The sequence below is a fragment of the uncultured Coprobacter sp. genome (genome assembly GCF_947855755.1).
Lineage (GTDB): Bacteria > Bacteroidota > Bacteroidia > Bacteroidales > Coprobacteraceae > Coprobacter.
The window spans coordinates 1-22,410 of record NZ_CANUAR010000022.1 but is presented as its reverse complement, the minus strand read 5'-3'; the positions used below and the strand labels follow the sequence as shown (position 1 = coordinate 22,410).

Sequence of the window (22,410 nt, the reverse complement as noted above, 5' to 3'; positions counted from 1 at the left end):
TTGAAGATATTATCAAAAAATCCTATAAAAGTGACAATTTATGCTCATGTTGCCGTTTGTATTCGGTGTATTTTTGGGCTTGTAATATTCGTCATGTGAGATTGTAGAAGTTCATTTTTAGTTTTTGATAGGGAAGGTTGTCCAGAAAAACGATCGTTTGATTGGACTTGAACAGTCTCTAAAGAGATGAATAATAAGAGATTGAATATGTATAACTTGTAAGATTGAGTGCGTGGTTATTTTAAGAAAAAAGGTTGTCCTGAAAAAACGATCGTTTCATCGGATACCTTTTGTAATACCGGAAAACATATCTTTTTGATAGTTTCATGAATTTAATAAATCATAATATCATTAACATTAAATCCAAGTACTAATGAACGGAAATCTGAAATTGAAAAGTTTGGGTATTCTTCTGTTGATGTGCTTATTTAGCTTCGGTGCGTATGCTCAGGGACGACAAGTTTCCGGTACGGTTACCGATGCGAAGGGTGAGCCTCAGATCGGAGTATCTGTCGGAGTGAAGGGTACTACTCAGGGTACTATGACCGATATCGACGGTAAATTTAAAATTAAAGTTCCTTCGGATAAGTCGGTTTTGCGTTTTACTTATGTGGGTTTTAAGCCTCATGAAGTTACGGTAGGAAAACAATCGACATTTAAAATTGTGCTTCACGAAGAGGCGAAAGATCTCGATGAGGTGGTTGTAATCGGTTACGGTACAGTGCGTAAAGGTGAGTTGACCGGTGCAACGGCTTCTATTAATGAGAAGATGTTAAAGGATATTCCTGTAGCGTCTGCAGCCGAAGCCTTGACCGGACGTTTGTCAGGGGTACAAGTGACGACGACGGAAGGTTCTCCTGATGCTGAAATACAGATCCGTGTACGTGGGGGAGGTTCTATAACTCAAGATAATTCTCCTCTTTATATTGTGGATGGTTTCCCGGTAAATAGTATCGGAGATATCTCCCCTTCGGATATAAAGGATATGCGTGTGTTGAAGGATGCTGCGTCTACTGCTATTTATGGGGCGCGTGGAGCTAATGGGGTTATTCTTATTACGACAAAAGAGGGTACGGAAGGAAAAATCACCGTTGATTTTAACGCTTATTGGGGAGCTAAGAAAATCACCAAATATTTGGATATGATGAGCCCTTATGATTATGTAATGTGGCAATATGAATTAGATCCCAGTTCCAAAACAACTCCGGAGACCGGTTTTAATCGTCTTTATGGAGCTTATCAAGATTTGGATATTTATAAATCTAAACAGGGAACGAATTGGCAGAAAGAGGTTTTCGGTCGTACGGCATTTCAGCAAAACTATAACTTGAATATTAGCGGTGGTTCTAAGGCTACCAAATTCAGTTTAGGATTGAATCATATTGATGAGAATAGTATAATGATAGGCTCTGGATTTCAGAAGAGCAATATCAATTTTAAGTTGAAAACCGAAATCAATAAGCATTTAAGCTTCGATTTCAATACTCGTTTGAACTATCAGATTGTTGATGGTGCAGGGGTTTCTTCGGGAAGTGGTTCGACTACCCGTTTGCGTAATTCGTTGAAGTATGCGCCGGTAAAGGGGATCAGTTCTTTCGGTGTCGATCAGGAGTATGATGACGATGATGATGTTACTTCTTCCAGTTTGCTGTATAATCCAGTAGAATCTACAAATGACGAATACAAGAAGCGGAAAAGATTCTCAAATAACTATCAGGCTGCGGTTAATTGGAAAATTATCAAGCCGTTGACTTTTCGGAGTGAATGGGGATATGAATTTAAGCGTGAACATACCGAACAAGTTTGGGGACCTTCGACCTCGACTGCTAAAGGAGAAGCCGGTAAACCGTCTGCGACTTTTACAAAGGTAGACGGATCTTCATATCGTATCGCTAATACATTGACTTATGATCAGAGAAATTTTGTGAAAGGTCATAATTTGAATATCGTGTTGGGACAAGAGGTTTATGCTCAGGATTCGGAAGAACTGGTGGCTAACTCAAAGTTCTTTCCTCAATCGATGACGACCAGTGAAATATTGGCTATGATGTCGGCGGGAAAGGCTCAGCCTACGGAAACGACGATTGCTTTGCCGAATCGTTTGTCTTCATTCTTCGGACGGGTTAACTATTCTGCATTAGATCGTTATTTGGCGACGGTGACTTTCCGTGCCGACGGATCGAGCAAATTTGCAAAGGGTAATCGTTGGGGATTCTTTCCTTCTGCAGCTTTTGCTTGGAGAGTTTCCGGTGAGCCTTTTATGGTCGACTATGATTGGATCTCGGATTTGAAAATACGTGTAAGTGTGGGTACTGCCGGGAATAACCGCATCTCGGATGGCCTTTGGAAAAATACTTATAATGGTACGGAGAGTGTGAAGGATTATTATATTAATGGGGAGATCGTTTCTTATTTAGTTCCCGGAAAACAGTTGGCAAATCCGGATTTGAAGTGGGAGACGACATTGACCCGGAATATCGGTGTCGATTATTCGTTTTGGAATTCCCGTGTTTCCGGAGCTCTCGATTTTTATTGGAATACGACACATGATCTGTTGATCGAAGCTCCTATCGCTTCGAGTAGCGGTTATACGACACAATATCAGAATTTCGGACGTACCTCGAATAAAGGGATCGAGTTTAATGTAGATGCCTTGATCGTAAATAAGAAAGATTTTTCTTTGAGTGCATCGTTCAATATCGGCTTTAATAAGAATAGAGTAGAAAAGTTTAAGAACGGAGAATCTAATTATAAAACATATTCTTCTAAATGGAATGGAAATAGCGCTGCTCCTTTTGATGATTATATTATCCGTGAAGGTGAAGCTGTGGGGCAGATGTACGGATATATTACCGGAGGTATGTACACTTTTGATGATTTTGATTATATAGGAACGGGGACTTATCCGTATAGATTGAAAGGTGATGCTGACGGATCGAAAACAGAAGCGGCTGCATCTTTGATAGGTGCTAAATATTTTGGGCCGGGATCATTGAAGTTGGTAGATAAAGATGGAAATATCGCTACCAGTACAGATGCTAAGACTGTGATCGGAAATGCCAATCCCGATTTGATCGGAGGGTTTAATTTGACTGCTCGTTATAAGGGTTTTGACTTGTCTGCATTCTTTAATTTCTCTATTGGTAATGATGTGTATAATGCGAATAAAATAGATAATTCTTGTTATTCCGGATCACGGAAATACAATAATCTTGTAGAAGAGATGAAGAACCGCTTTACCTATATCGATCCGGCAACCGGTTATCTGGCATATAATGATCCTGTAAGATTGGCAGAGATCAATAAAAATGCGACGATATGGAGTCCGTATATGACAACTGCCGTTTTACACTCATGGGCAGTAGAAGACGGATCGTTTTTACGGTTTAATAATCTGACATTGGGTTACACTTTCCCAAAACGGTGGGTTAAGAAGTTGGGATTGACTAATCTGCGTATTTACGGAACGGTTTATAATGTTTGCGTGATTACCGGATATAGCGGATTTGATCCGGAAGTAAGTACTCGTAACAGTACGGCTATGACTCCGGGTGTAGATTATTCTGCTTACCCGAAGAGTCGTTCATTCATCGGTGGTGTTAATGTAAGTTTCTGATCGTAGGATGTATAACTCTAAAAATCGATTTAAAATGAAAAAAACAGCATATTTATTATTGTCGGTACTTTGCTTCGGTTTGGTTTCGTGCGAAGATTATTTGGATACGGATTCTGCATCTTATTTGTCTCCGGATATCGTATATAACTCGATTGCATATACCGATCAGGCAATCTTGGGTATTTATGCTCAACTACCTCAAGATCAGATTTATGGCTCTCGGTTGCAGTTTACCTACGGATCGGGAAGCGATTGTGATACTTATGGAACTTCTAATCCTACGGATACGAAGAATTCCGGTTTGGCAAATTATAACGGAACTTCCGATAATACAGCTATTTCTAAAGAGTGGGATGCCATTTATAAGACGATAGAGATGGCGAGTGTCGCTATCGACGGTATTCGGAACAGTGAATTGCTAAAATCCGGAACAGTCGATGAGCAAGCTCAAATGAAGGAATATCTCGGGGAGGCTTTGACTTTGCGGGCTCTGCTCTATTTTGAAGTGGTTCGGAATTTCGGAGATGTGCCTTTTAAGGATGAACCGACCAATAGCGATGGTTCGAATATTTATCTGCCGGCAACGGATAGAGATGAAATATATGAACACATTATTGCTGATGCCGAGGAGGCTGCCGGGTATTTGCCTTGGCTGGAGTCTTCTGCTAATGTGGAACGTGTGTCAAAGGGCTTTGCTTATGGGTTGGCTGCTCGTATGAGTTTGGCTTGTGCCGGATATTCAATGCGTAATCTTCCGGGATTCCCTCTGAAAACTCCTGAATTTTCTATACAGAAGTCTTATTATGAGAGAGCATTGAAAAATTGCAATGCGATTATTAAAGATCCGAATAATCCTCATGGTCTGGAAGACACTTTTGCGAAAGTGTTTGATAACCAGACTCAGCAAAAATATGGAGAGAAGAGTGAAGATCTGTTTGAAGTCGGACTTGGTCTCGGACTTAGCGGTGAGGTGGGATATACTTCCGGTGTCCGTTTTTATCAAAGTGCGATTTATGGGCGTAATAATTCAGTACAGGTTGTGACCAATGCTTATTATTTGTATAGTTTTGACCGAGATGATATGCGTCGCGACGTAACTATCGCTCCGTATAATTATAATAAATCGGGAACGGAGAAAGAAGAGATGTTTAGTAATCTGTATGAATTTACGTTTGCAAAGTGGGATGTGCGTAATTTGAAAGCTTATATTACACAGAATAAAGAGGCCACGAATAAATTGATGACGGGTATCAATTGGTGTATTATGCGTTATTCGGATGTGTTGTTAATGGCTGCAGAAGCAAATGTATGGCTTGCGGAGAATGGCGGTGATGGAAATCTCGGTGAAGCCCGTACTTATGTAAAGGAGGTGCGGAGACGTAATTTTTCTGATGCTTTGCAGGCTACGAAAGTAGATGCTTATGTCGATAATGCTTCTGATTTGATGCAGGTGATCAAGGATGAGCGTATGTTTGAATTCGGAGGAGAGGCGATTCGTAAATTCGATTTGATACGTTGGGGAGAATTGAGTCAGAAAGTTGCAGAGTATCGTACGACTTTAAAACAAATGTATGCAGGAGAGTATGAGATAACTCTGCCGGAACTTGTTTACTTTAAGTATAATTCCGACGGATCTACTATCGATAAATCGTCTGTCGATTATTTCGGTGAAAACGGTGTTCCTGAGGGTGTAGAGGGAAAAGATTGGGATAGCGTAAATTGGTTTAAGAAAAAGGATACGGATATCGCTAAAGCCAGTGATAAGATCGATGCTATCTTGGGCGGATTGGATAAAGTCTATTATTGTCGCCATCTGTTCCCGATCCACGAATCGACTATCAGCTCATCTCAAGGCAAACTGTCTAACAGTTACGGATTTTAATTAACCATTAATACTACGTGAAAATGAAGAATATAAAATATATAATTTTGTCTTCGGTCATCGTGCTGGCAACGGGGTTTGTTTCTTGTCTCGATTCGGAGTTCGATGTAGACGAAAGCTATAATCGGTTGTTTTCTCCGGTCTCTTTTGAGACGACGAATGAAACTTCGACGACTGTCGATTTTACATGGAAAAATATTCCGGCAGCCAGCTATTATCTTATAGAGCTGAGTCTTACGGAAGATTTTGCCGAAGTTTATAAAACATACGGAGAGAATCAGGAAATAACAACGAATGCTTATACGGCAACGGGGCTTACTCCGAATACGGATTATTGGGCACGTATCAAATGTATGTCTACTCAGGGAATACCTGAATCTAAGTATTCTCAAGTGATAACTTTTACTACAAAAAAACTGGTAAATGTAGAGTTTTCTACGACAGTCGATGCTACATGGCTACGTTTGTCATGGGTAGTTCCGGAAGGATCGGTTAATAATGTGACGAAGATTGTTTTGAAAGATGCTGCGGGTGCGGTCGTGGAATCGGTTGAGGATGCTGCGGAGCTAGCTGATAATACTCTCCTTTTTGAAAATCTGACCGCATTGACGACTTATCATTGGGAGGCTTATGACGGGGCTACACTTTTCGATGAAGATGATGTAACAACTTTACCCGATGTGCTTCCGGGTACTGATATTATAGAAATCGATAACACGACTACTGAAAATATCAATACGTTGATAGCGGCAACTACACAAGGGAATATTTTGATCAAAATTGCTGCCGGGACGACTTTGAATGTAGTGACGGAAGATGGCTCTGATACCGGCTTTATCATTCCGGTGGGTAAATCTGTAACGATAAAAGGTATTGTTACTGAAGCGAATCGAACCAATTTGCCGATAATTAAAATGAAAGAATTCAATTTTACTCAAATGCCGTCTCTGACTCTTGAGAATGTTCATATTATCGGTTCTGGAACACAAGCTTCTTATGTGATAAAAGGTGAGGCAGATCAGACTCAACTCGATAAGATAGAGATCGATAATTGCATTATCGAAAATATGCGCGGAATATTCAGCTTACGCAGTACGTCGCCGTTAGCTCCGGAAGTTACGGTAAATAATACGACAATAAAAGATCTGAAAGATTATGGAGTATTCCAAAGTGAAGCCAGCGCGGGAGGAGGATATAAATCGATTGTCGTAACCAATTCGACGTTCGATGGCATTCAGTATTTATTACGGGCAAAGAATGCTCCTACGGCTTATAACGTTATTTCATTCTCGGATTGTACATTTAACAAGACGGTTTTGGATGGCAAATATTTAGTGGATTTAGCCAATGCCACTCAATCTTTGACAACATTCGAGTTTGTAAATTGTATTTTCGGGTCGGCTTATTCGGGAACTCCTAAAGTGACTAAAGCTCCGACCAAACCGACATTTACGAATTGTTATAAAACAACAGATTTTGCTCCTTCATCGATGGATGGTGTAATCGATTATGAAAAGTCGGCGGCAGATTTGTTTACTGATCCTTCTTCCGGAAATTTCTTGATTAAGGATGCATCCTTTATTGGAAAGGATAGTGCCGGTGATCCTATTTGGAGACCATAATACGCTTTAAATACTTGGATGAGAGAAGGGGTGTCCGGATATTACGGATGCCTCTTTTCGTTTTTATTCTATTCTAAAATTTCCGATGAGAAAATATTGTCAGGTTATTTTCGTGTTTTTACTTGTCAGGTAACCTGTTATCCTCCTCGTAAAACGAAAGAATTTCTCAAACCGACCTCCGACAAAACTTAGACAAGCTATTAATTTTCGAAATTTATTTTTATATAGATTTTTTGATGTACCTTTGAGGACATACAAAACAGACGAATATGACAAAAATAGGAACAACCTTATCTGAAGTCGGTAAAAAAGCTCTTTTATGCGGTTCGGGAGAGTTAGGTAAAGAAGTCGCAATCGAATTGCAGCGGTACGGTGTAGAAGTCGTAGCTCTGGATAAATATCCGAATGCTCCGGCTATGCAGGTAGCTCATCGTTCATATGTCCTTTCGATGTTGGACGGAGTACGTTTACGGGAAATTATAGAGGCGGAGAAGCCTGATTATATTATTCCGGAAGTAGAAGCGATCGCTACGTCTACTTTGGTAGAACTTGAAAAGGAAGGATTTCATGTTACTCCTACGGCGAATGCAACTTATCTGACGATGAATCGGGAGGGGATTCGCCGATTGGCAGCCGAAACTTTAGGTATAAAGACTTCGACATATAAATTTGCTTCGACTCGTGAAGAGTTTAACGAGGCGGTTAAAACAATCGGAGTCCCGTGTGTGGTGAAACCTATTATGAGTTCTTCAGGACATGGACAGAGCCTTGTGCGTTCGATGGCAGATATAGATAAAGCGTGGCAGTATGCACAGGAAGGCGGTCGGGCGGGAGCTGGCCGTGTGATTGTCGAAGGATTTGTGGATTTCGATTACGAGATTACGTTATTGACCGTGCGGCATATAGGAGGGACGACCTTTCTTAAACCTGTCGGACATCATCAGGTCGATGGCGATTATCGGGAGTCTTGGCAACCGCAGGCTATGAGTGCAGAGGCGTTGAAACAGGCAGAAGAGATTGCCGGGAAAATAACAAACGCATTAGGTGGCTGGGGAATTTTCGGTGTGGAATTATTTGTGAAAGGAGATGATGTAATATTCAGTGAAGTTTCTCCGCGTCCTCATGATACGGGTATGGTAACAATGATTTCTCAAGATTTGTCGGAGTTTGCTTTACACGCCCGTGCTGTTTTGGGCTTACCTGTTCCGGGAGTGCGTTTTTATCGTCCTTCGGCTTCGAAAGCAATTGTTGTAGAAGGAGATACGGATAAGGTAGAGTTCGATAATCTGGAAGAAGTGTTGTCCGAACCGGATGTTCAATTGCGTATTTTCGGTAAAGCGGAAGTGAAGGGACACCGTCGGTTGGGCGTGATTCTTGCCAGTGCCGATACAGTGGAAGAGGCGTTGGCCAAAGCGGAACGGGCTTATAAGAAACTAAAAATAAATGTTCTTCCCAGATAATGAATTATCTGGCACATATTTATCTTTCGGGCAGTTCTCCGCAAATTAGAGTAGGCGGCTTTATCGCAGATGTTGTTAAAGGAGGTATTCCGGAACATTATCCGTATAAGTTGAGATCCGGAATTCGTTTGCATCGTTTGATAGATAATTATACCGACCATCATCCGCTTGTACGGGAGATGGTCGCTCTTTTAAATCGGGAGTTCGGACGGTATGGCGGTATTCTTCCCGATCTTTTTTTCGATCATTATTTGGCAAAAGAATTCAGTAGTTATTCTTCGGTATCTTTGTCTTCTTTTTCTCGGAAGTTTTATTTCGATTTAATTTTGCATTATTCTTATTTGCCTGTTCGTATCCGTCGTTTTATGTGGCATTTTATATTTACTAATCGATTGTGCCGTTATCGTACCGTAGAAGGATTGATGGAGTCTGTCGGAATTATGGTAGAGTATCGAGGTGTACCTTTTGATATAAATAAATTGCAACGATATTTTGTCGATAACTATGATTATTTTCAAGACTGTTTTTATTCTTTCTTTCCGGATGTGACGAATTATGCAGAGAGTATGAGACGGGAGGAGTGTAGTCGGTGAGGATTTAGACAGGCTTTTAAGTATAAAAATAAATTTCACCCTTTCTGTCTGTAATCAGGAAAAGGGTGAAATCTATTATTGTATAATATAAAACAGTCTCTTACGGTTTTACAGTTTTATGGGTCTCTACGATTTGAGTCGGTTTTTGTGTCTTGTTTCGAGTATCGGTAGCTTCTACGACAGAACGAGCTAAATCGGCAAAAGCCATACCGGTAATCGATTGGGGATCAAGAGCTACGGGTTTACCGTTATCTCCGCCTTCACAGATACTTTGTACGATCGGTATTTGTCCCAGCAGTGCGATATTTAGTTCTTCGGACAAACGTTTTCCTCCTTCTTTCCCGAAGAGATAATATTTGTTTTCCGGGAGTTCTGCCGGAGTAAACCATGCCATGTTTTCGACAAGTCCGAGTACGGGAACATTAACTTTTTCGTTTGTAAACATATCGATTCCTTTACGGGCATCGGCAAGTGCTACTTCTTGTGGTGTTGTTACTACGATTACTCCGGTAATGGCAAGAGTTTGTACAATAGTCAGATGTATGTCACTTGTACCGGGGGGTAAATCGAGAATAAAATAATCTAATTCTCCCCAGTCGGCATCTGCAATTAATTGTTTGAGGGCATTACTCGCCATCCCGCCTCGCCATATGATCGCACTATCTTTATCCACAAAAAAGCCGATAGAGAGTATTTTTATGCCATATTTTTCTATGGGAAGAATCAAGTCTCTTCCGCCTATTTGTTCTACGTATGGGCGAGCATCTTCTACATCGAACATTTTGGGAACAGAAGGGCCGAATATATCGGCATCTAATAATCCGACTTTGTATCCTTGTTGTGCTAAAGCTACGGCGAGATTGGCGGATACGGTCGATTTCCCTACACCGCCTTTGCCTGATGATACGGCGATGACATTCTTGACTTGAGGCAATAGTTTTCCCGGTTCGGGACGTTGCGCCTGTTTGGATTTGATGTTGATATTTCCTTTGATGTCGACATCTTCACCGACGTATGTAAGTATTGCTGTTTCGGCAGCTTTTACAACTGATTTTATGAATGGATCATTCGGTTTTTCGAAAATAAGAGAAAAGCTCACTTTATTTCCGTCGATGCGGATATCGTCTTCTACCATACCGGCAGATACAAGGTCTTTTCCGTTTCCCGGATAGCGCACTTTACTTAGTGCGTCTGTAATAAGTTTAGGATATAATGCCATAATAATTTGTATTTATATTCCGCTTGAATTTGCACTTCGTTTGCTGCGGTTGAAACTTCGGTAACTATCGAATTCGATTTTGATTTCGGGTTCGATGAGAACGGGTCTCGGCTCGCAGATGAATTGTATGTATTTGATTGATAAACCCCTTTCGAGCCATTGTTGTTCATAGAAGGTTTTTATTTCGAGTATATCGTCGGTTATTCCTGAATTATAGAGATCTTCGGTTTGTACATTGACCGGATAATGATTTGCCTTAATCATTTCACAAGTATAAGTGTACATGAAATTGCTGTCGCTTTTAAGGTGGATGATACCGTCCGGTTTGAGTATTTGTCGGTATAGGTCCATAAAACGGGTTGATGTCAGTCTTTTCCTGACTTTTTTCATTTGGGGATCGGGAAATGTAATCCAAATTTCTGAGATTTCATTTTCTGCGAAAAATGCTGTAATGAGTTCGATGTTCGTTCGGAGAAATGCAACGTTTGTAATGCCGTTTTCCAGAGCGTCTTTAGCTCCTGTCCACATGCGAGCTCCTTTTATATCGACTCCGATAAAATTTTTTTCAGGATACTTTCGGGCTAATCCTACGGCATATTCTCCTTTTCCGCATCCCAATTCGAGAACGATAGGATTATTATTTTTGAAAAAATCGGAATTCCATTTTCCTTTCATTTCAAATCCTTTTTCTCGTAATGTGGAGAAAGGAAATTGAAATACGTGGGGAAATGAATTCATATCATCAAATTTTTGTAGTTTGTTTTTGCCCATAAACCTGTTCTTGATAAATATTAAAAACTTAGCGAAGATACGGATTTTTTAATAAATTGTCTGAACGTTGAGACTCGAAGTATGAAATGAATAATCGTAATATAACGATATTCGATATCTACTGAATTAAGCTGATGCAACAATCTCATTTCAGTAGATATCGATACTTTTTTATTTTGCGGAGATTTTGAATTTGTATTGATATTTACCCGGTTTTATCTGATATTTTTGTAGTACAGGCAGTCCCCATGAGCAATCTCCGCCGACACCCATTTGGTTGCAATCGATATTGACAATGATATTGTTATGCATTTTCAAGTCAAAATCATGTGTCGTTTGTTCGAGAGTGTTCGTGGTGTATGGCCATGCACTTGCACAGAACGGCTCTCCTACGGCAGAGAATTGTAGTTGATGAGTTCCTTGACTGAATCGCAACCAACGTATGCCTCCTCTGTTTGAATTTTCTTGGGGGCGTACGTACGGAGTGATCCATTGGTCCAAAGTTGTTTGGTATGTGCTTATTGCAGCTCCGGATTCTCGATCTATGTAATTTTCGTGCGGTCCTCGTCCGTACCAATCTATATTCTGGAGTTCTTTTTCTATTTCGAATTGTAATCCGATACGAGGAATATTCGGAAGGTCTTGGGGCATGGAAATGTTATAGTCGATTTCAATAGTTCCGTTGGCGAAAATTGAATGTTCTATGGTGGCGGTTGCTTTAGAATTTGTAAATGTATATTCTCCTTTGACGACGGTTTTGTCTTTGTCCGACGAAATAATCTGGAATTGTTGTACGGTGTAGCACAGACCTGCGTCTTGCCAGATTTTCATTTTTTCTCCTACTTTCCAACCTCTGTCATTATCGGTCAATGCTCTGCGGAAGTTGAACCGTACGGGAGCTTTGATGAGTTCTTTGTTATTAATCGAATAAGAAGATAACATTCCGTTTTTACGATTGAATTTTACTTCGAAAAAGTCTCCTTTGATCGTATATAGAGTGTCAGACTCGTATAATATTGCCGGATTTGAGGCTTTCGGCATTGCTAATGTGATACAGGGTTTTATATCGTTTAGTCTGAATTGTTCCCATGCTATCGTAAAGCCTTCGCTTGCCCAGATTTCGGGCTCTCTTAGTTGTATGGATATTTTTAGAAAACTTTCTTTTTTAAGGCTATATCGTACATGGTCTGGTAATGTTATTTTTCGAGAGGAGCATGGGGAAACGGAAATTTTCGGTAATATGCCTTCTGATGTTATTTTTCCGTTTTCCTGTATTTGGTATTTGAAATCGTATTTGTTGAGATCAGTTGTTAACAATCGATTTGTTACATCGATCGTAAACGGTTGGCTATCTATCAATTTAAATGCGACAGGTTGATAAACTTTCTGCATTTCATAGTAATGCGGATGTGGAATGCGATCGGCACTTATCAATCCATCGATACAGCCATTCTTGTCATTCGGAAAATCTCCGAAATCCCCACCATATAAATATCCGGCAGAGGGATCGTTCGGGTTTTTCCATAGGGCTTGATCTACCCAATCCCAAATAAATCCACCGATGAGCATATCATGCTTATAGATCAGATCCCAGTAGTCGATTAGATCCCCGAGACTATTTCCTTGTGCATGAGCATATTCACTTAATAGGAACGGCTTTCCCGATGGGTATTCCCCATGTTGTTCTATGCTGGTCGATTCTCCTCGTTCGCCTTTTCTGACAGCTTTTCCTTTCAGATGTTGTCGTAACCAGTCTGCTGTGGGATAAGTCTGGCTGTCTATATCTGCTACTCTGTTCATATCGGCATATTGGATTAATCGGAGTTCCGGATCATATTGGTGAGTTATTTTCCGCATTTCTACAAAGGCATTTCCATATCCGGCTTCGTTTCCCAAAGACCACATTGTAACGCAAGGATATTGCCGGTCACGTATGACCATTCGTTGCATTCTGTCGATACAAGCTTTACTCCATTCGGGAAGATCGGCAGGAAGAACTTTTCTCAGATAGCTTAATCCGTGTGATTCTATATTCGGCTCGTCCATTATCATAATTCCGTATTGATCGCACAGTTCATACCATCTGGGGTCATTCGGATAATGGGCATTACGTATGAAGTTGACATTTCCTCGTTTCATGAGCTCGAGATCTTTGATCATTTCTTCTTTTGAGATAACCCACCCTTGATCTGGCGAAAATTCATGTCGGTTTACTCCTCTGATTTTAAACTTTTTTCTGTTTAGGAGTATTTTGTTCCCATCTATTTCTATCTTGCGAAAAGCAACGGGAAGTTCATAGGCCTCAATCGTTTTCCCTTTTTGGGTTAGTTCAACAAGAACTTTATATCGTATAGGAGATTCATCATACCATAGTTGTACGGTATCTAATTCGATAGCAGGCAATCTGATTTCTTTTCCAAATCCGGAAGAGAAATCTTTAAGCTTAATATGTTTATTAATCAGTTTTTCTCCTAATGGAGAAATTACCGATATATTTATTTTGTAGTCACGACTTTTTTGGGGGGTGAAATTGGCCGAAGTGTAATGTAAAGTTATTTTACCTTTGCGGGTGGATAAATCTAATTCTGGTTGAGCATATACATCCCATAAGGATATTTTGGGTACGGCGCGGATGAATACATCTCTGAAAATGCCGCTTAATCTCCAGAAATCTTGGTCTTCAAGATATGAACCGTCGCAATATTTGTAAACTTCGATAGCTAAAAAATTCTCTCCTTTTTTGAGATATTTATTGATTGAGAATTCTGCAGGAAGTCGAGGATCTTGGGTATAACCTACTTTTTCTCCGTTGATCCATACAAATGCAGCAGGTCCTACACCGGCTAAATGGAGGATAATCTCTTTATCGTTTTTCCATTCTTCCGGTATTAGAAATGTCCGGCAAAATGATCCGACAGGATTTCGTTGTTTGAAAGTCGTATATTTATGATTGGGTTCATCCATAACAAAAGGAGGATTAACTTTGAACGGATAGGTAGAATTAACATATAGGGGTGTTCCGTAACCCTGACGTTCTATTATGGAGGGTACATCGATTTTGTTCCAGTTATTGCGGTTAAACTCTGGTTTATAAAAATTTATTGGTCTTGATTGAGGATCGGGAGACCAATAAAAATCCCATTTGCCATTTAAAGATTTGACCCATATAGAATGTTCATAATTTGTATTTTGAGCTTCTTGTGTTGAGGGAGCTGGCCATATTGCCGTTCGTGGCGGTAATTTATTGATGCCTATTATGTGTGCATCTTGAATTTCTGTTGGAATTTGAGCAAGACCGGTAAACGTTGCTGATAGCAGCAAGAAAGTTTTAAAAAAGATGTGTTTCATGTTGTGTGTGTATTGATTAGATTCTCAAATATAGAAATTTATTCTAAATGGAACAATATGAAAAACTGGATGAAAAAATATGGAGAATTAATTTAAAAAGAAATGGTTGCCTCCCGGCAACCAATCTTTGTTATTAACCTTAAATCTAAATACCATGAAAAACTGATACAAATATAAACTATAAAGATTTGTTCTTCCAAATTAATTCTTAATTTTCTGTTTTGTTTTAAATTTAATTAGTTAAAACTTGATGTTTTATTAACAATTGTAATTTGTTACATGCGGCTATCGAAACGAATAATGTTCTCGACAATGAATAAATCTCGAATTTCTGATTTGTGAATTTCTATGTCGTCATATTCGGGATTGGCACTTCTGAGAATTACCATATCTCGGTCGGTATGTTTTCGTATATATTTAACCATGCGGTAGTCATCTAGTAATACTACGTAAATTTGCCCCCAAAATATAAGGTTGAGATTTTTAACTTCTCTGATAGCTACCATATCTCCGTTGCAAATGACCGGTTGCATACTATCTCCGCTTACTCGAACGATACTATTTTCGTTATTTATGAATGGAACATCTATTGACCCGATGAGGTTTTCTGTCGAGAATATGAGGCTTCTTCCGATAGGACCGGCTGTAACATCGATATCATATACTTTAGCTCCTTTTTGCCCATTGGTATGTATGACATTTGTCGGTAAAGATATTGTTTGGTTGTGAGCAGTCGTTATATAGTATTTTTCTCCTTCTCCAGAATTGAGCCATTCTTTAGATATGCCCAAACTGACGACTATTTTATTTAATAAAGAATCGCTAATGGGAAGTTTTCCGTTTATATGTTTTGAAAAATTGGAGCGGTCTATTTTAATGCGGTCGGCAAATTCGTTTTGAGAAATACTCATTTCTTTGATTAATTCTCGAATGCGGGATATAAGTTCTTCTTGAGGCATAATAATTTTTTTAAGGGTGTGATTTTATAATTATAGCATAAGTATATGGTTTTATAACTATAATTTTGTGGTATCAAAGATAATGATAAGAATTATATATCACTATATAATTCTTGCTTTTATATGGTTTATTGAATGGTTGATTAACAATTAATAACGTGCTTATATCTTTTTCGGTCTTTTGTGTAATTTAGAGGTAATGGGTATGAAATTGGGGTAAATAATGAGAAGATATGGGCGCAATAGAGAAAGGAGGTGTTATAATTATGAGAGTAGATGCCGTACAATTAGCATTGTTGTGTGCGAGCCATTTTATTATTTTCTTTTCTTATGATGATGTGTGCGGGGTACGGTATCGATCTGATTATGATGTAGAGTTTAAGGGCAAGAATTTGTCTTTATGGTGTGAAGTAAAGTTTGATAAAATGAAGAGGAAACTTGTTCAATTCCGTTTTGATGCTGATTTGAGATATGAAGACGGAGAGGTTGAGATTATTGGATCAGTTCGGGATGCTGCTCGAAAAGCAATTTGTTTTATTAATGAATATCTTGCCGGATAATTTGGTTATAAAAAAGGGCATCAAATTTGATGCCCTTTTTTGTCATATATCGTGAAATACTTATTTTACGGTATCCATGTGTGCAATTAAATCCAGAACTTTGTTTGAGTAACCGATTTCGTTGTCATACCAAGAAACGATTTTTACGAAAGTCGGGGTTAATTGAATACCTGCATTCTTATCGAAAATAGAAGTGCGAGGATCTCCTAAGAAGTCAGAAGAAACAACTGCGTCTTCAGTATATCCGAGTATGCCTTTCAATTCGCCTTCAGAAGCTGCTTTCATTGCTGCGCAAATTTCTTCGTAAGTAGCCGGTTTTGCCAAGTTTACGGTTAAGTCTACAACAGAAACATCCAAAGTCGGAACACGCATAGACATACCGGTCAATTTACCATTCAACGAAGGGATAACTTTACCTACGGCTTTTGCTGCACCAGTAGAAGAAGGAATGATGTTACCAGAAGCTGCACGACCACCTCTCCAGTCTTTCATAGAAGGACCGTCAACTGTTTTTTGAGTTGCAGTAGTTGAGTGAACAGTCGTCATCAAACCGTCAAGGATTCCGAATTTGTCGTTAAGAACTTTAGCGATAGGAGCTAAACAGTTTGTTGTACAAGATGCATTAGATACGATCGGTTGTCCTGCATAAGTATTGTGGTTAACACCACAAACGAACATAGGAGTATCGTCTTTGGAAGGAGCAGACATAACAACACGTTTAGCACCGGCTTTGATATGAGCTTCAGCTTTTTCTTTAGTTAAGAAAAGGCCTGTTGATTCAACTACATATTCTGCACCGATAGCATCCCATTTCAAATCTTCAGGATTTCTTTCTGCTGTTACGCGGATAGCTTTTCCGTTTACGATTAGTTGGCTTTTTTCAACGTCTGCTTCGATAGTACCGTCGAATTGACCGTGCATTGTATCATATTTCAGCATATATGCTAAATAATCTACTGGGCAAAGGTCGTTGATACCTACAATTTCAATGTCATTTCTTTTTTGAGCTGCACGGAAAACGAAACGTCCGATACGTCCAAAACCGTTAATACCTACTTTAATCATTGTAATAAAACTTTTAAGGGTTTATTATAAAATACAAATTTATTCTCTGTACGTGTCTTGTTTAAAAACAAAGCACCTCATTTTTATTTGCGTTGCAAAGGTAAGTATTTTATTTGTAAACAACATATTTTCTGCTTAAAAATAAAGAAAAAATTCTTTATTAAAATTTTCAGATTAAAGCTTTTAGCTTGTTTCCTTCTATTTTGCTTTCTCTGGATTACAAAATGATCTTTTTGACTCGAAATGTTAATTAATCGACTTGTTTTGCGTAATAATAGTTAAAAATTAGCATTTTAATTCTGATTAATTTGGATAATCAAAAATTCTCGGGTATATTTGTATCAGTTTTTTCATGGTATTAGATTTAAGGTATTAAAGAATTGGTTGTCGGGAGACAACCCTTCTTTTTTAAATGTAAGCGAAGACTATTTTATATAAAACAATAAACGCGTTGAGTAATGTGCGAACTACTTAACGCGTTTTTTTATGAGAATGTCCTTAGTAGAACTTGTCGTCTAAATTTTCCAATAAAGAAATATTATCAGGTTATTTTGTGTTTTCTTTCGGTCTGTTTTTCCTCCTTTTTACTCGTCAGATAGCCCGCTATCCTCCTTGTAAAAGCAGAAAAACATTCCCGAAGGAAACTTTTAAATCTGATCCAAGTAAGATTTAGACCGGTTTTTAGGAATTATTGGGGATCGCCCCAGCTCTTAATATTGTTCTTTTTCGTTGGGGAAATCTTGAGTTTTCACGTCTTTAATATATGCTTGTACGGCTTCGGTTATTATTGTATGTAGATCGGCATATCTGCGCAAGAATCTTGGAGAGAAGCCTTTGTTGATTCCCAACATATCGTGCATTACCAAGACTTGTCCGTCTGTTCCGTTTCCAGCTCCGATGCCGATTGTAGGAATGTTTAATTCTTTAGAAACACGTTCTGCTAATTTAGCAGGAATTTTTTCGAGAACCATGGAAAAACATCCAATCTCTTCAAGTAAGTGCGCGTCTTTGATTAATTTTTGAGCTTCAGCTTCTTCTTTAGCTCGGACGGTATAAGTACCGAATTTGTTAATGGATTGGGGGGTTAATCCTAAATGTCCCATAACGGGTATTCCTGCGCTTAATATTCGCTCGATGGATTCTCTTATTTCTTCTCCTCCTTCCATTTTTACACAATCAGCTCCGGTTTCTTTCATGATCCGGATTGCAGATGCGACAGCTTCTTTGGAATTTCCTTGATAAGATCCGAAAGGCATATCTACGACAACAAGAGCTCGTTTGACAGCTTTTACTACGGAAGTCCCGTGATATATCATCTGGTCTAATGTCATCGGCAAGGTGGTTACGTTTCCTGCCATAACATTGGATGCAGAATCTCCTACTAATATAACATCCATACCGGCTTGGTCTATAAGGCTGGCCATAGAATAATCGTATGCTGTAAGCATCGATATTTTTTCTCCCCGTTGTTTCATTTCTGCTAAGCGACGGGTGGTTACTTTTCGTAAATCTTCAGTATAAGTAGACATGTTATGTTGTTCTTTTAATTGTTATTTGTCGACAAAGGTAAATCTTATTTTCGGGATTATGAGATTCGATAGAAAAGAAATATCCGGTATTCAAAAATTTGAATACCGGATATTTCTAAAATTTATTGCTTTATTTGTAAGAATAATATTCTATATCGCGTTGTATCGTCTCTTTTACTTTCCCGTCATTGTATTGAGTTCGGCTTGTCCAGTTACCTTGTGCATCATAGGTATATTCATATGTTATTTCGTTTGATTTTCCATTAGCGTCTATACTGTCTTTGGATAAATCTCCGTTGTTGTTATAAGAATATGTGTGTGTTGTCTTGAGTTTTCCATTGATAATTGTTTCATTTTGTTTTTTGTTGTTGCTAAAAGTTGCCGTTGTAGTATTCTTGGGCAGATTAGCTTTAAAAGTTTTAGTTGAAACAAGGCTGTCGTTTGCGTTGTAGGTATATTGTGTTTTTATGCCACCTTTAACTCCTGTTACGAAATCTGTACGTTCGATTAATCGATTATTTGCATCATATTTGAAAGTACTTTGTGTTGTTTCCCGTTTTTTAGTATTGACGAAAGTGATTTTTTGTAATAATGAGCCTTTATAAATATATTTTTCATTTCCTTTTGCCGTTACAACAGAGCTTAATGTGTTGTCAGGGTGATAGTAGTACTGTTTTCCTTGTGTACTCGACCCAGAAGTTTGTTCATGGAGTGTTAGTTGTCCTAATTCGTTGTATGTATTTCTGATATTGCTTGTAGAGGTTTTGCCATTTGTATTTTTGGTTTCGACTTTTTCGAAAGTCGTTTTTACGTAACCTTTTAATCCTTCCGCTTCTGAATGAAATTGGGACATATTTATTAAAGCCATTTTTTCATTCAATTTTTCTATATATGGAGAATTTGGGTGATCTGCTATAAATTTGTTATAAGCGTATAGACTCATTCCGTTTATGAAATGATTGTAGTCGATATCTTCAATTATTTTGGTGATTTCAGTTTTTTGGGGATGAGCAGGATATCTTTGCAAAAGATTTACGTATGCTTCTTTGGTGTTTTGTTCTGTTGCATATTGGTATGCAAGTTGGTAAATCCGGTTTTGCGCTTCGGGTACGAGTTCAGATTGAGGATATTGTTGTATAAATGCACTGTAAGCCTCTATTGTATTGTCTAATTTTGAAAATATTATTTTATCGGCGAGACGGGTAATCTCGGGGACTCTTTCAGATTCAGGATAATGGGTCAGAAAATATTTATAACTATCTATGTCTGCTTTTTCTATTGCGTTATTGTATGCGATATCTTCTTGCAGTTGTTTGGCTTCTTGCAGATAAAAACATTCGTTGCAGACTTCGATTGCTCGTGCAAAAGCGGCTTCTGTGTTGTTTTTCTTTGCATCGTTGAGAATATTCTCTTCGATTTGTTTTTTTATTATAGCAAAAGATGTTTTGTGTTTGGTCAAAAATTTTTTTACATCTTTATCTTGTTGGTGTGTAATTGTGGTGTTGAGCAACGCATAAGCTCGATATGGGTCATAACCTTTATATTCGGGTGTATTGAATAAAACGCAATCGCAAATGTCTACTAAAATCAGGTCGCTTTTGCTGTCTGTCGTATATACTTTATTCCGTTTTTCTACTGCTTTGGAGATTTTTTTTTCTTGAAGCAACTCGAATATTTTGTTCGCTTTTTGAGCATGAACTGTAAATGACGTTAACATGCATGTTGATATAAATAAGCAAGAAAAAAAATTACTGTATGGTCGAAAAGTGATGAGCTGTTTCATAATCCTCAATTATTATTATAATACGCATTAAATCAAGATTCCTTAATTTTTGTACTTTTTGGTAATTGCAAATATAGTATTCTTGTATTATAAGTTGCAAATATCTTGCTCTTTTTTTGAGTTTTATGCAGTATATGGGTTTCTATAAGTCTTGTTGAATCGAAATCTTTCTATTTTGAAACTCGTATATCCCTGTTAAGATCAGTTTTACTAATTCGCTGCTTTGTTCGAAAAAAGCTTTGGCTAAAGTTACATTTATGGCAGAAGCCTGAGATAACATTTGTATGATATGGATAGCTTTGTGTAGTTCCTCTATAGCAGTGTTGAGTCTTTTGGGTGTGTTTACACTGGCATAATCCATGCAAATTGCATCAATAAGTCCTCCTGTAGTTATGATGCTATTTGTAAATTGTTGCATGAATATTACTGTAAAAGAAGGGGTATTTGTGTTTTTGATTAAATCTGTCGCTATCTGAGTAACAGATTGACTTTGAAGCATTAATTCTTTACGATTCATAATTTTGTTTTTTTGGTATGGTATATGTGTTTTTATTTATGAAATAAAAGAACAAACAGCATGCAGAACCTCGACTTATTTTACAACTGTTTAATTAGTATATTAATTATCAGGTGTTTATTAAATTGGTATAAAGAAATATTTTTTCCTATTCTGAAAATGACCTTTTCAAAATGGGAAAGGGGATTTGCTAAAATGAAAAATATTCAATAAAAAGACAGTTTAATATGGTACTAGAAAAAGAAGATTGTCGTATTGATACAAAATCAATGACGGTAGAGCCAGATATTTTTATTCTTAAGATTAAGTCTGATTATAGTTTGCCATTGTATCAGTTTTCTACTCGTGTATTTCGAATTTTAGAACAATTTAATGTTTCTGTTGTGAGGACTATTAGTTCAGGGGTTTGTTATACGTTGATTATAAGGAAACTGCATCGAAAAGAAGACCTGTGTAGTGTATTGAGTGAGTTTGCAAAAGTTGATTTGTTTACGGGATGTGTGGCAATTTTTGTAAAATGGAAAGATCGTTTGCTTGCCAACGAATTTGCTATTCAATTAAATTATCATATACCTGTGATGTTAATTTCTTATGATATTGAGCTTTGCTCATTTTGTATTTGTGTTGATCGCAAAAATATAAATTTTGTTCAAAGAATTATTCCTCGTTTAAAAGGAGCTGTGTGATCGTATAGGTATTTTCTTGAATTTTATCGCTATATTTGTATCTCTAAAGGTATGCTATGGGAGCAGTGGCCGGTTATGTTGTGACGCAGAATTTGTGCAGGTGATTTTATTCTTGAAATGAAAATTTGAAAAAAGAATGGCTATTGCTATTTACAGGTAAAGATTTCCTTGATTGTAAATAAAATTCAATATGCTATCTTTATCTATTAAATTATAATAGTGCTATCATGGAACAACAATTACAATTGAATGAACATAATAAACAAGAATATCCGCCAATGCATACGGTGGAACATATTTTGAATAGGACTATGATGAATTTGTTTGTATGCGGAAGAGCTGTTAGTGCACATATTGAAAAGAAAAAATCAAAGTGTGATTATCTTTTAGCCGAAGCACCTACAAAAGAACAGCTGCAGAAAGTAGAGCAATGTGTAAATGATATTATAAAGCAAAATTTACCTGTGACTTTTGATTATATTTCTAAAGAAGAAGCATGTGATAAATTTGATATGAAACGTTTGCCAGATCATGCCAGTGAAACTGTGCGTGTTGTGCATGTCGGTGATTATGATGATTGCCTTTGTGTTGGTTTGCATGTAAAAAATACTTCAGAAATAGGACAGTTTGTGATTGTCAGTCATGATTATACAGAGGGTCGTTTACGTATCCGTTTTAAATTAAAGGAATAGACTGCGTTGATGTATGGGATAGTTATGAAAAGTCTTTGTAAAGGTGTTGTTTCAAATCTTTCTATTTTCCATAGACATTTATTTGTTCTATAATTGACTAGTTTACAG

16 protein-coding genes are annotated in these 22,410 nt (G+C 37.9%); 8 read left to right on the top strand and 8 right to left on the bottom strand.

Annotation, left to right across the window (positions count from 1 at the left end; genetic code table 11):
* Window positions 1-373 precede the first annotated feature (373 nt).
* From Q0093_RS11340 to Q0093_RS11320, 5 genes are all read left to right on the top strand, one after another.
* The gene (locus Q0093_RS11340) at window positions 374-3,616 is read left to right on the top strand and encodes a TonB-dependent receptor (RefSeq protein ID WP_297930508.1); all 3,243 of its coding nucleotides are present in this window, start codon (window positions 374-376) and stop codon (window positions 3,614-3,616) included.
* Between the two features lie 34 nt (window positions 3,617-3,650).
* Window positions 3,651-5,498: a RagB/SusD family nutrient uptake outer membrane protein gene (locus tag Q0093_RS11335; protein WP_297930505.1), complete on the top strand. Its 1,848-nt coding sequence runs from the start codon at window positions 3,651-3,653 to the stop codon at window positions 5,496-5,498.
* 23 nt (window positions 5,499-5,521) lie between these two features.
* Window positions 5,522-7,120 carry a DUF5123 domain-containing protein gene (locus Q0093_RS11330; protein WP_297930501.1) on the top strand — a complete coding sequence of 533 codons (1,599 nt, stop codon included), beginning with the start codon at window positions 5,522-5,524 and terminating at the stop codon, window positions 7,118-7,120.
* Window positions 7,121-7,389: 269 nt separating this feature from the next.
* Window positions 7,390-8,580 carry a formate-dependent phosphoribosylglycinamide formyltransferase gene (purT, locus tag Q0093_RS11325; RefSeq protein WP_297930498.1) on the top strand — a complete coding sequence of 397 codons (1,191 nt, stop codon included), beginning with the start codon at window positions 7,390-7,392 and terminating at the stop codon, window positions 8,578-8,580.
* A complete protein-coding gene (locus Q0093_RS11320; protein ID WP_297930495.1) occupies window positions 8,580-9,173 on the top strand; it encodes an ACP phosphodiesterase in 594 nt (197 codons plus the stop codon). The genes purT and Q0093_RS11320 overlap by 1 nt, the downstream gene beginning before the upstream one ends.
* Before the next feature lie 100 nt (window positions 9,174-9,273).
* Here the strand turns inward: Q0093_RS11320 and Q0093_RS11315 are convergent, their stop codons facing one another.
* The 4 genes from Q0093_RS11315 to Q0093_RS11300 all read right to left on the bottom strand — a co-directional run bounded on the left by Q0093_RS11315 (window position 9,274) and on the right by Q0093_RS11300 (window position 15,470).
* Entirely contained in the window at window positions 9,274-10,392 is a 1,119-nt protein-coding gene (locus Q0093_RS11315; protein WP_297930492.1) for an Mrp/NBP35 family ATP-binding protein, read from the bottom strand.
* Between the two features lie 12 nt (window positions 10,393-10,404).
* Entirely contained in the window at window positions 10,405-11,163 is a 759-nt protein-coding gene (trmB, locus tag Q0093_RS11310; RefSeq protein ID WP_297930489.1) for a tRNA (guanosine(46)-N7)-methyltransferase TrmB, read from the bottom strand.
* A 171-nt stretch (window positions 11,164-11,334) separates the two neighbouring features.
* Window positions 11,335-14,511, bottom strand: coding sequence for a glycoside hydrolase family 2 TIM barrel-domain containing protein (locus Q0093_RS11305; RefSeq protein ID WP_297930486.1), 3,177 nt, complete (start codon window positions 14,509-14,511; stop codon window positions 11,335-11,337).
* A 275-nt stretch (window positions 14,512-14,786) separates the two neighbouring features.
* The gene (locus Q0093_RS11300) at window positions 14,787-15,470 is read right to left on the bottom strand and encodes a S24 family peptidase (RefSeq protein WP_294177257.1); all 684 of its coding nucleotides are present in this window, start codon (window positions 15,468-15,470) and stop codon (window positions 14,787-14,789) included.
* 233 nt (window positions 15,471-15,703) lie between these two features.
* Here Q0093_RS11300 and Q0093_RS11295 point away from each other — a divergent pair, with 233 nt between their 5' ends.
* Entirely contained in the window at window positions 15,704-16,030 is a 327-nt protein-coding gene (locus Q0093_RS11295; protein ID WP_297930483.1) for a hypothetical protein, read from the top strand.
* 60 nt (window positions 16,031-16,090) lie between these two features.
* Here the strand turns inward: Q0093_RS11295 and gap are convergent, their stop codons facing one another.
* The 4 genes from gap to Q0093_RS11275 all read right to left on the bottom strand — a co-directional run bounded on the left by gap (window position 16,091) and on the right by Q0093_RS11275 (window position 20,924).
* A complete protein-coding gene (gene gap / locus Q0093_RS11290; protein ID WP_009319632.1) occupies window positions 16,091-17,095 on the bottom strand; it encodes a type I glyceraldehyde-3-phosphate dehydrogenase in 1,005 nt (334 codons plus the stop codon).
* A gap of 710 nt (window positions 17,096-17,805) precedes the next feature.
* Window positions 17,806-18,624, bottom strand: a complete 819-nt coding sequence (gene panB / locus Q0093_RS11285; RefSeq protein ID WP_294177250.1) for a 3-methyl-2-oxobutanoate hydroxymethyltransferase — start codon at window positions 18,622-18,624, stop codon at window positions 17,806-17,808.
* 130 nt (window positions 18,625-18,754) lie between these two features.
* On the bottom strand, window positions 18,755-20,341 hold the full coding sequence (locus tag Q0093_RS11280) for a hypothetical protein (RefSeq protein ID WP_297930481.1): 1,587 nt from the start codon (window positions 20,339-20,341) through the stop codon (window positions 18,755-18,757).
* 208 nt (window positions 20,342-20,549) lie between these two features.
* Window positions 20,550-20,924, bottom strand: coding sequence for a hypothetical protein (locus Q0093_RS11275; RefSeq protein ID WP_294177246.1), 375 nt, complete (start codon window positions 20,922-20,924; stop codon window positions 20,550-20,552).
* A gap of 227 nt (window positions 20,925-21,151) precedes the next feature.
* On the opposite strand from Q0093_RS11275, the gene Q0093_RS11270 reads away from it, so the two are divergent.
* Window positions 21,152-21,610: a hypothetical protein gene (locus Q0093_RS11270; protein WP_297930479.1), complete on the top strand. Its 459-nt coding sequence runs from the start codon at window positions 21,152-21,154 to the stop codon at window positions 21,608-21,610.
* A 227-nt stretch (window positions 21,611-21,837) separates the two neighbouring features.
* Window positions 21,838-22,302, top strand: coding sequence for a hypothetical protein (locus Q0093_RS11265; protein ID WP_297930477.1), 465 nt, complete (start codon window positions 21,838-21,840; stop codon window positions 22,300-22,302).
* Window positions 22,303-22,410 lie beyond the last annotated feature (108 nt).

What these genes read in the sequence shown, in the direction of transcription:
- Q0093_RS11340 (WP_297930508.1), top strand. Translation starts at nt 374, where the DNA reads ATGAACGGAAATCTGAAATTGAAAAGTTTGGGTATTCTTCTGTTGATG.
- Q0093_RS11335 (WP_297930505.1), top strand. Translation starts at nt 3,651, where the DNA reads ATGAAAAAAACAGCATATTTATTATTGTCGGTACTTTGCTTCGGTTTG.
- Q0093_RS11330 (WP_297930501.1), top strand. Translation starts at nt 5,522, where the DNA reads ATGAAGAATATAAAATATATAATTTTGTCTTCGGTCATCGTGCTGGCA.
- purT (WP_297930498.1), top strand. Translation starts at nt 7,390, where the DNA reads ATGACAAAAATAGGAACAACCTTATCTGAAGTCGGTAAAAAAGCTCTT.
- Q0093_RS11320 (WP_297930495.1), top strand. Translation starts at nt 8,580, where the DNA reads ATGAATTATCTGGCACATATTTATCTTTCGGGCAGTTCTCCGCAAATT.
- Q0093_RS11315 (WP_297930492.1), bottom strand. Translation starts at nt 10,392, where the DNA reads ATGGCATTATATCCTAAACTTATTACAGACGCACTAAGTAAAGTGCGC.
- trmB (WP_297930489.1), bottom strand. Translation starts at nt 11,163, where the DNA reads ATGGGCAAAAACAAACTACAAAAATTTGATGATATGAATTCATTTCCC.
- Q0093_RS11305 (WP_297930486.1), bottom strand. Translation starts at nt 14,511, where the DNA reads ATGAAACACATCTTTTTTAAAACTTTCTTGCTGCTATCAGCAACGTTT.
- Q0093_RS11300 (WP_294177257.1), bottom strand. Translation starts at nt 15,470, where the DNA reads ATGCCTCAAGAAGAACTTATATCCCGCATTCGAGAATTAATCAAAGAA.
- Q0093_RS11295 (WP_297930483.1), top strand. Translation starts at nt 15,704, where the DNA reads ATGGGCGCAATAGAGAAAGGAGGTGTTATAATTATGAGAGTAGATGCC.
- gap (WP_009319632.1), bottom strand. Translation starts at nt 17,095, where the DNA reads ATGATTAAAGTAGGTATTAACGGTTTTGGACGTATCGGACGTTTCGTT.
- panB (WP_294177250.1), bottom strand. Translation starts at nt 18,624, where the DNA reads ATGTCTACTTATACTGAAGATTTACGAAAAGTAACCACCCGTCGCTTA.
- Q0093_RS11280 (WP_297930481.1), bottom strand. Translation starts at nt 20,341, where the DNA reads ATGTTAACGTCATTTACAGTTCATGCTCAAAAAGCGAACAAAATATTC.
- Q0093_RS11275 (WP_294177246.1), bottom strand. Translation starts at nt 20,924, where the DNA reads ATGAATCGTAAAGAATTAATGCTTCAAAGTCAATCTGTTACTCAGATA.
- Q0093_RS11270 (WP_297930479.1), top strand. Translation starts at nt 21,152, where the DNA reads ATGGTACTAGAAAAAGAAGATTGTCGTATTGATACAAAATCAATGACG.
- Q0093_RS11265 (WP_297930477.1), top strand. Translation starts at nt 21,838, where the DNA reads ATGGAACAACAATTACAATTGAATGAACATAATAAACAAGAATATCCG.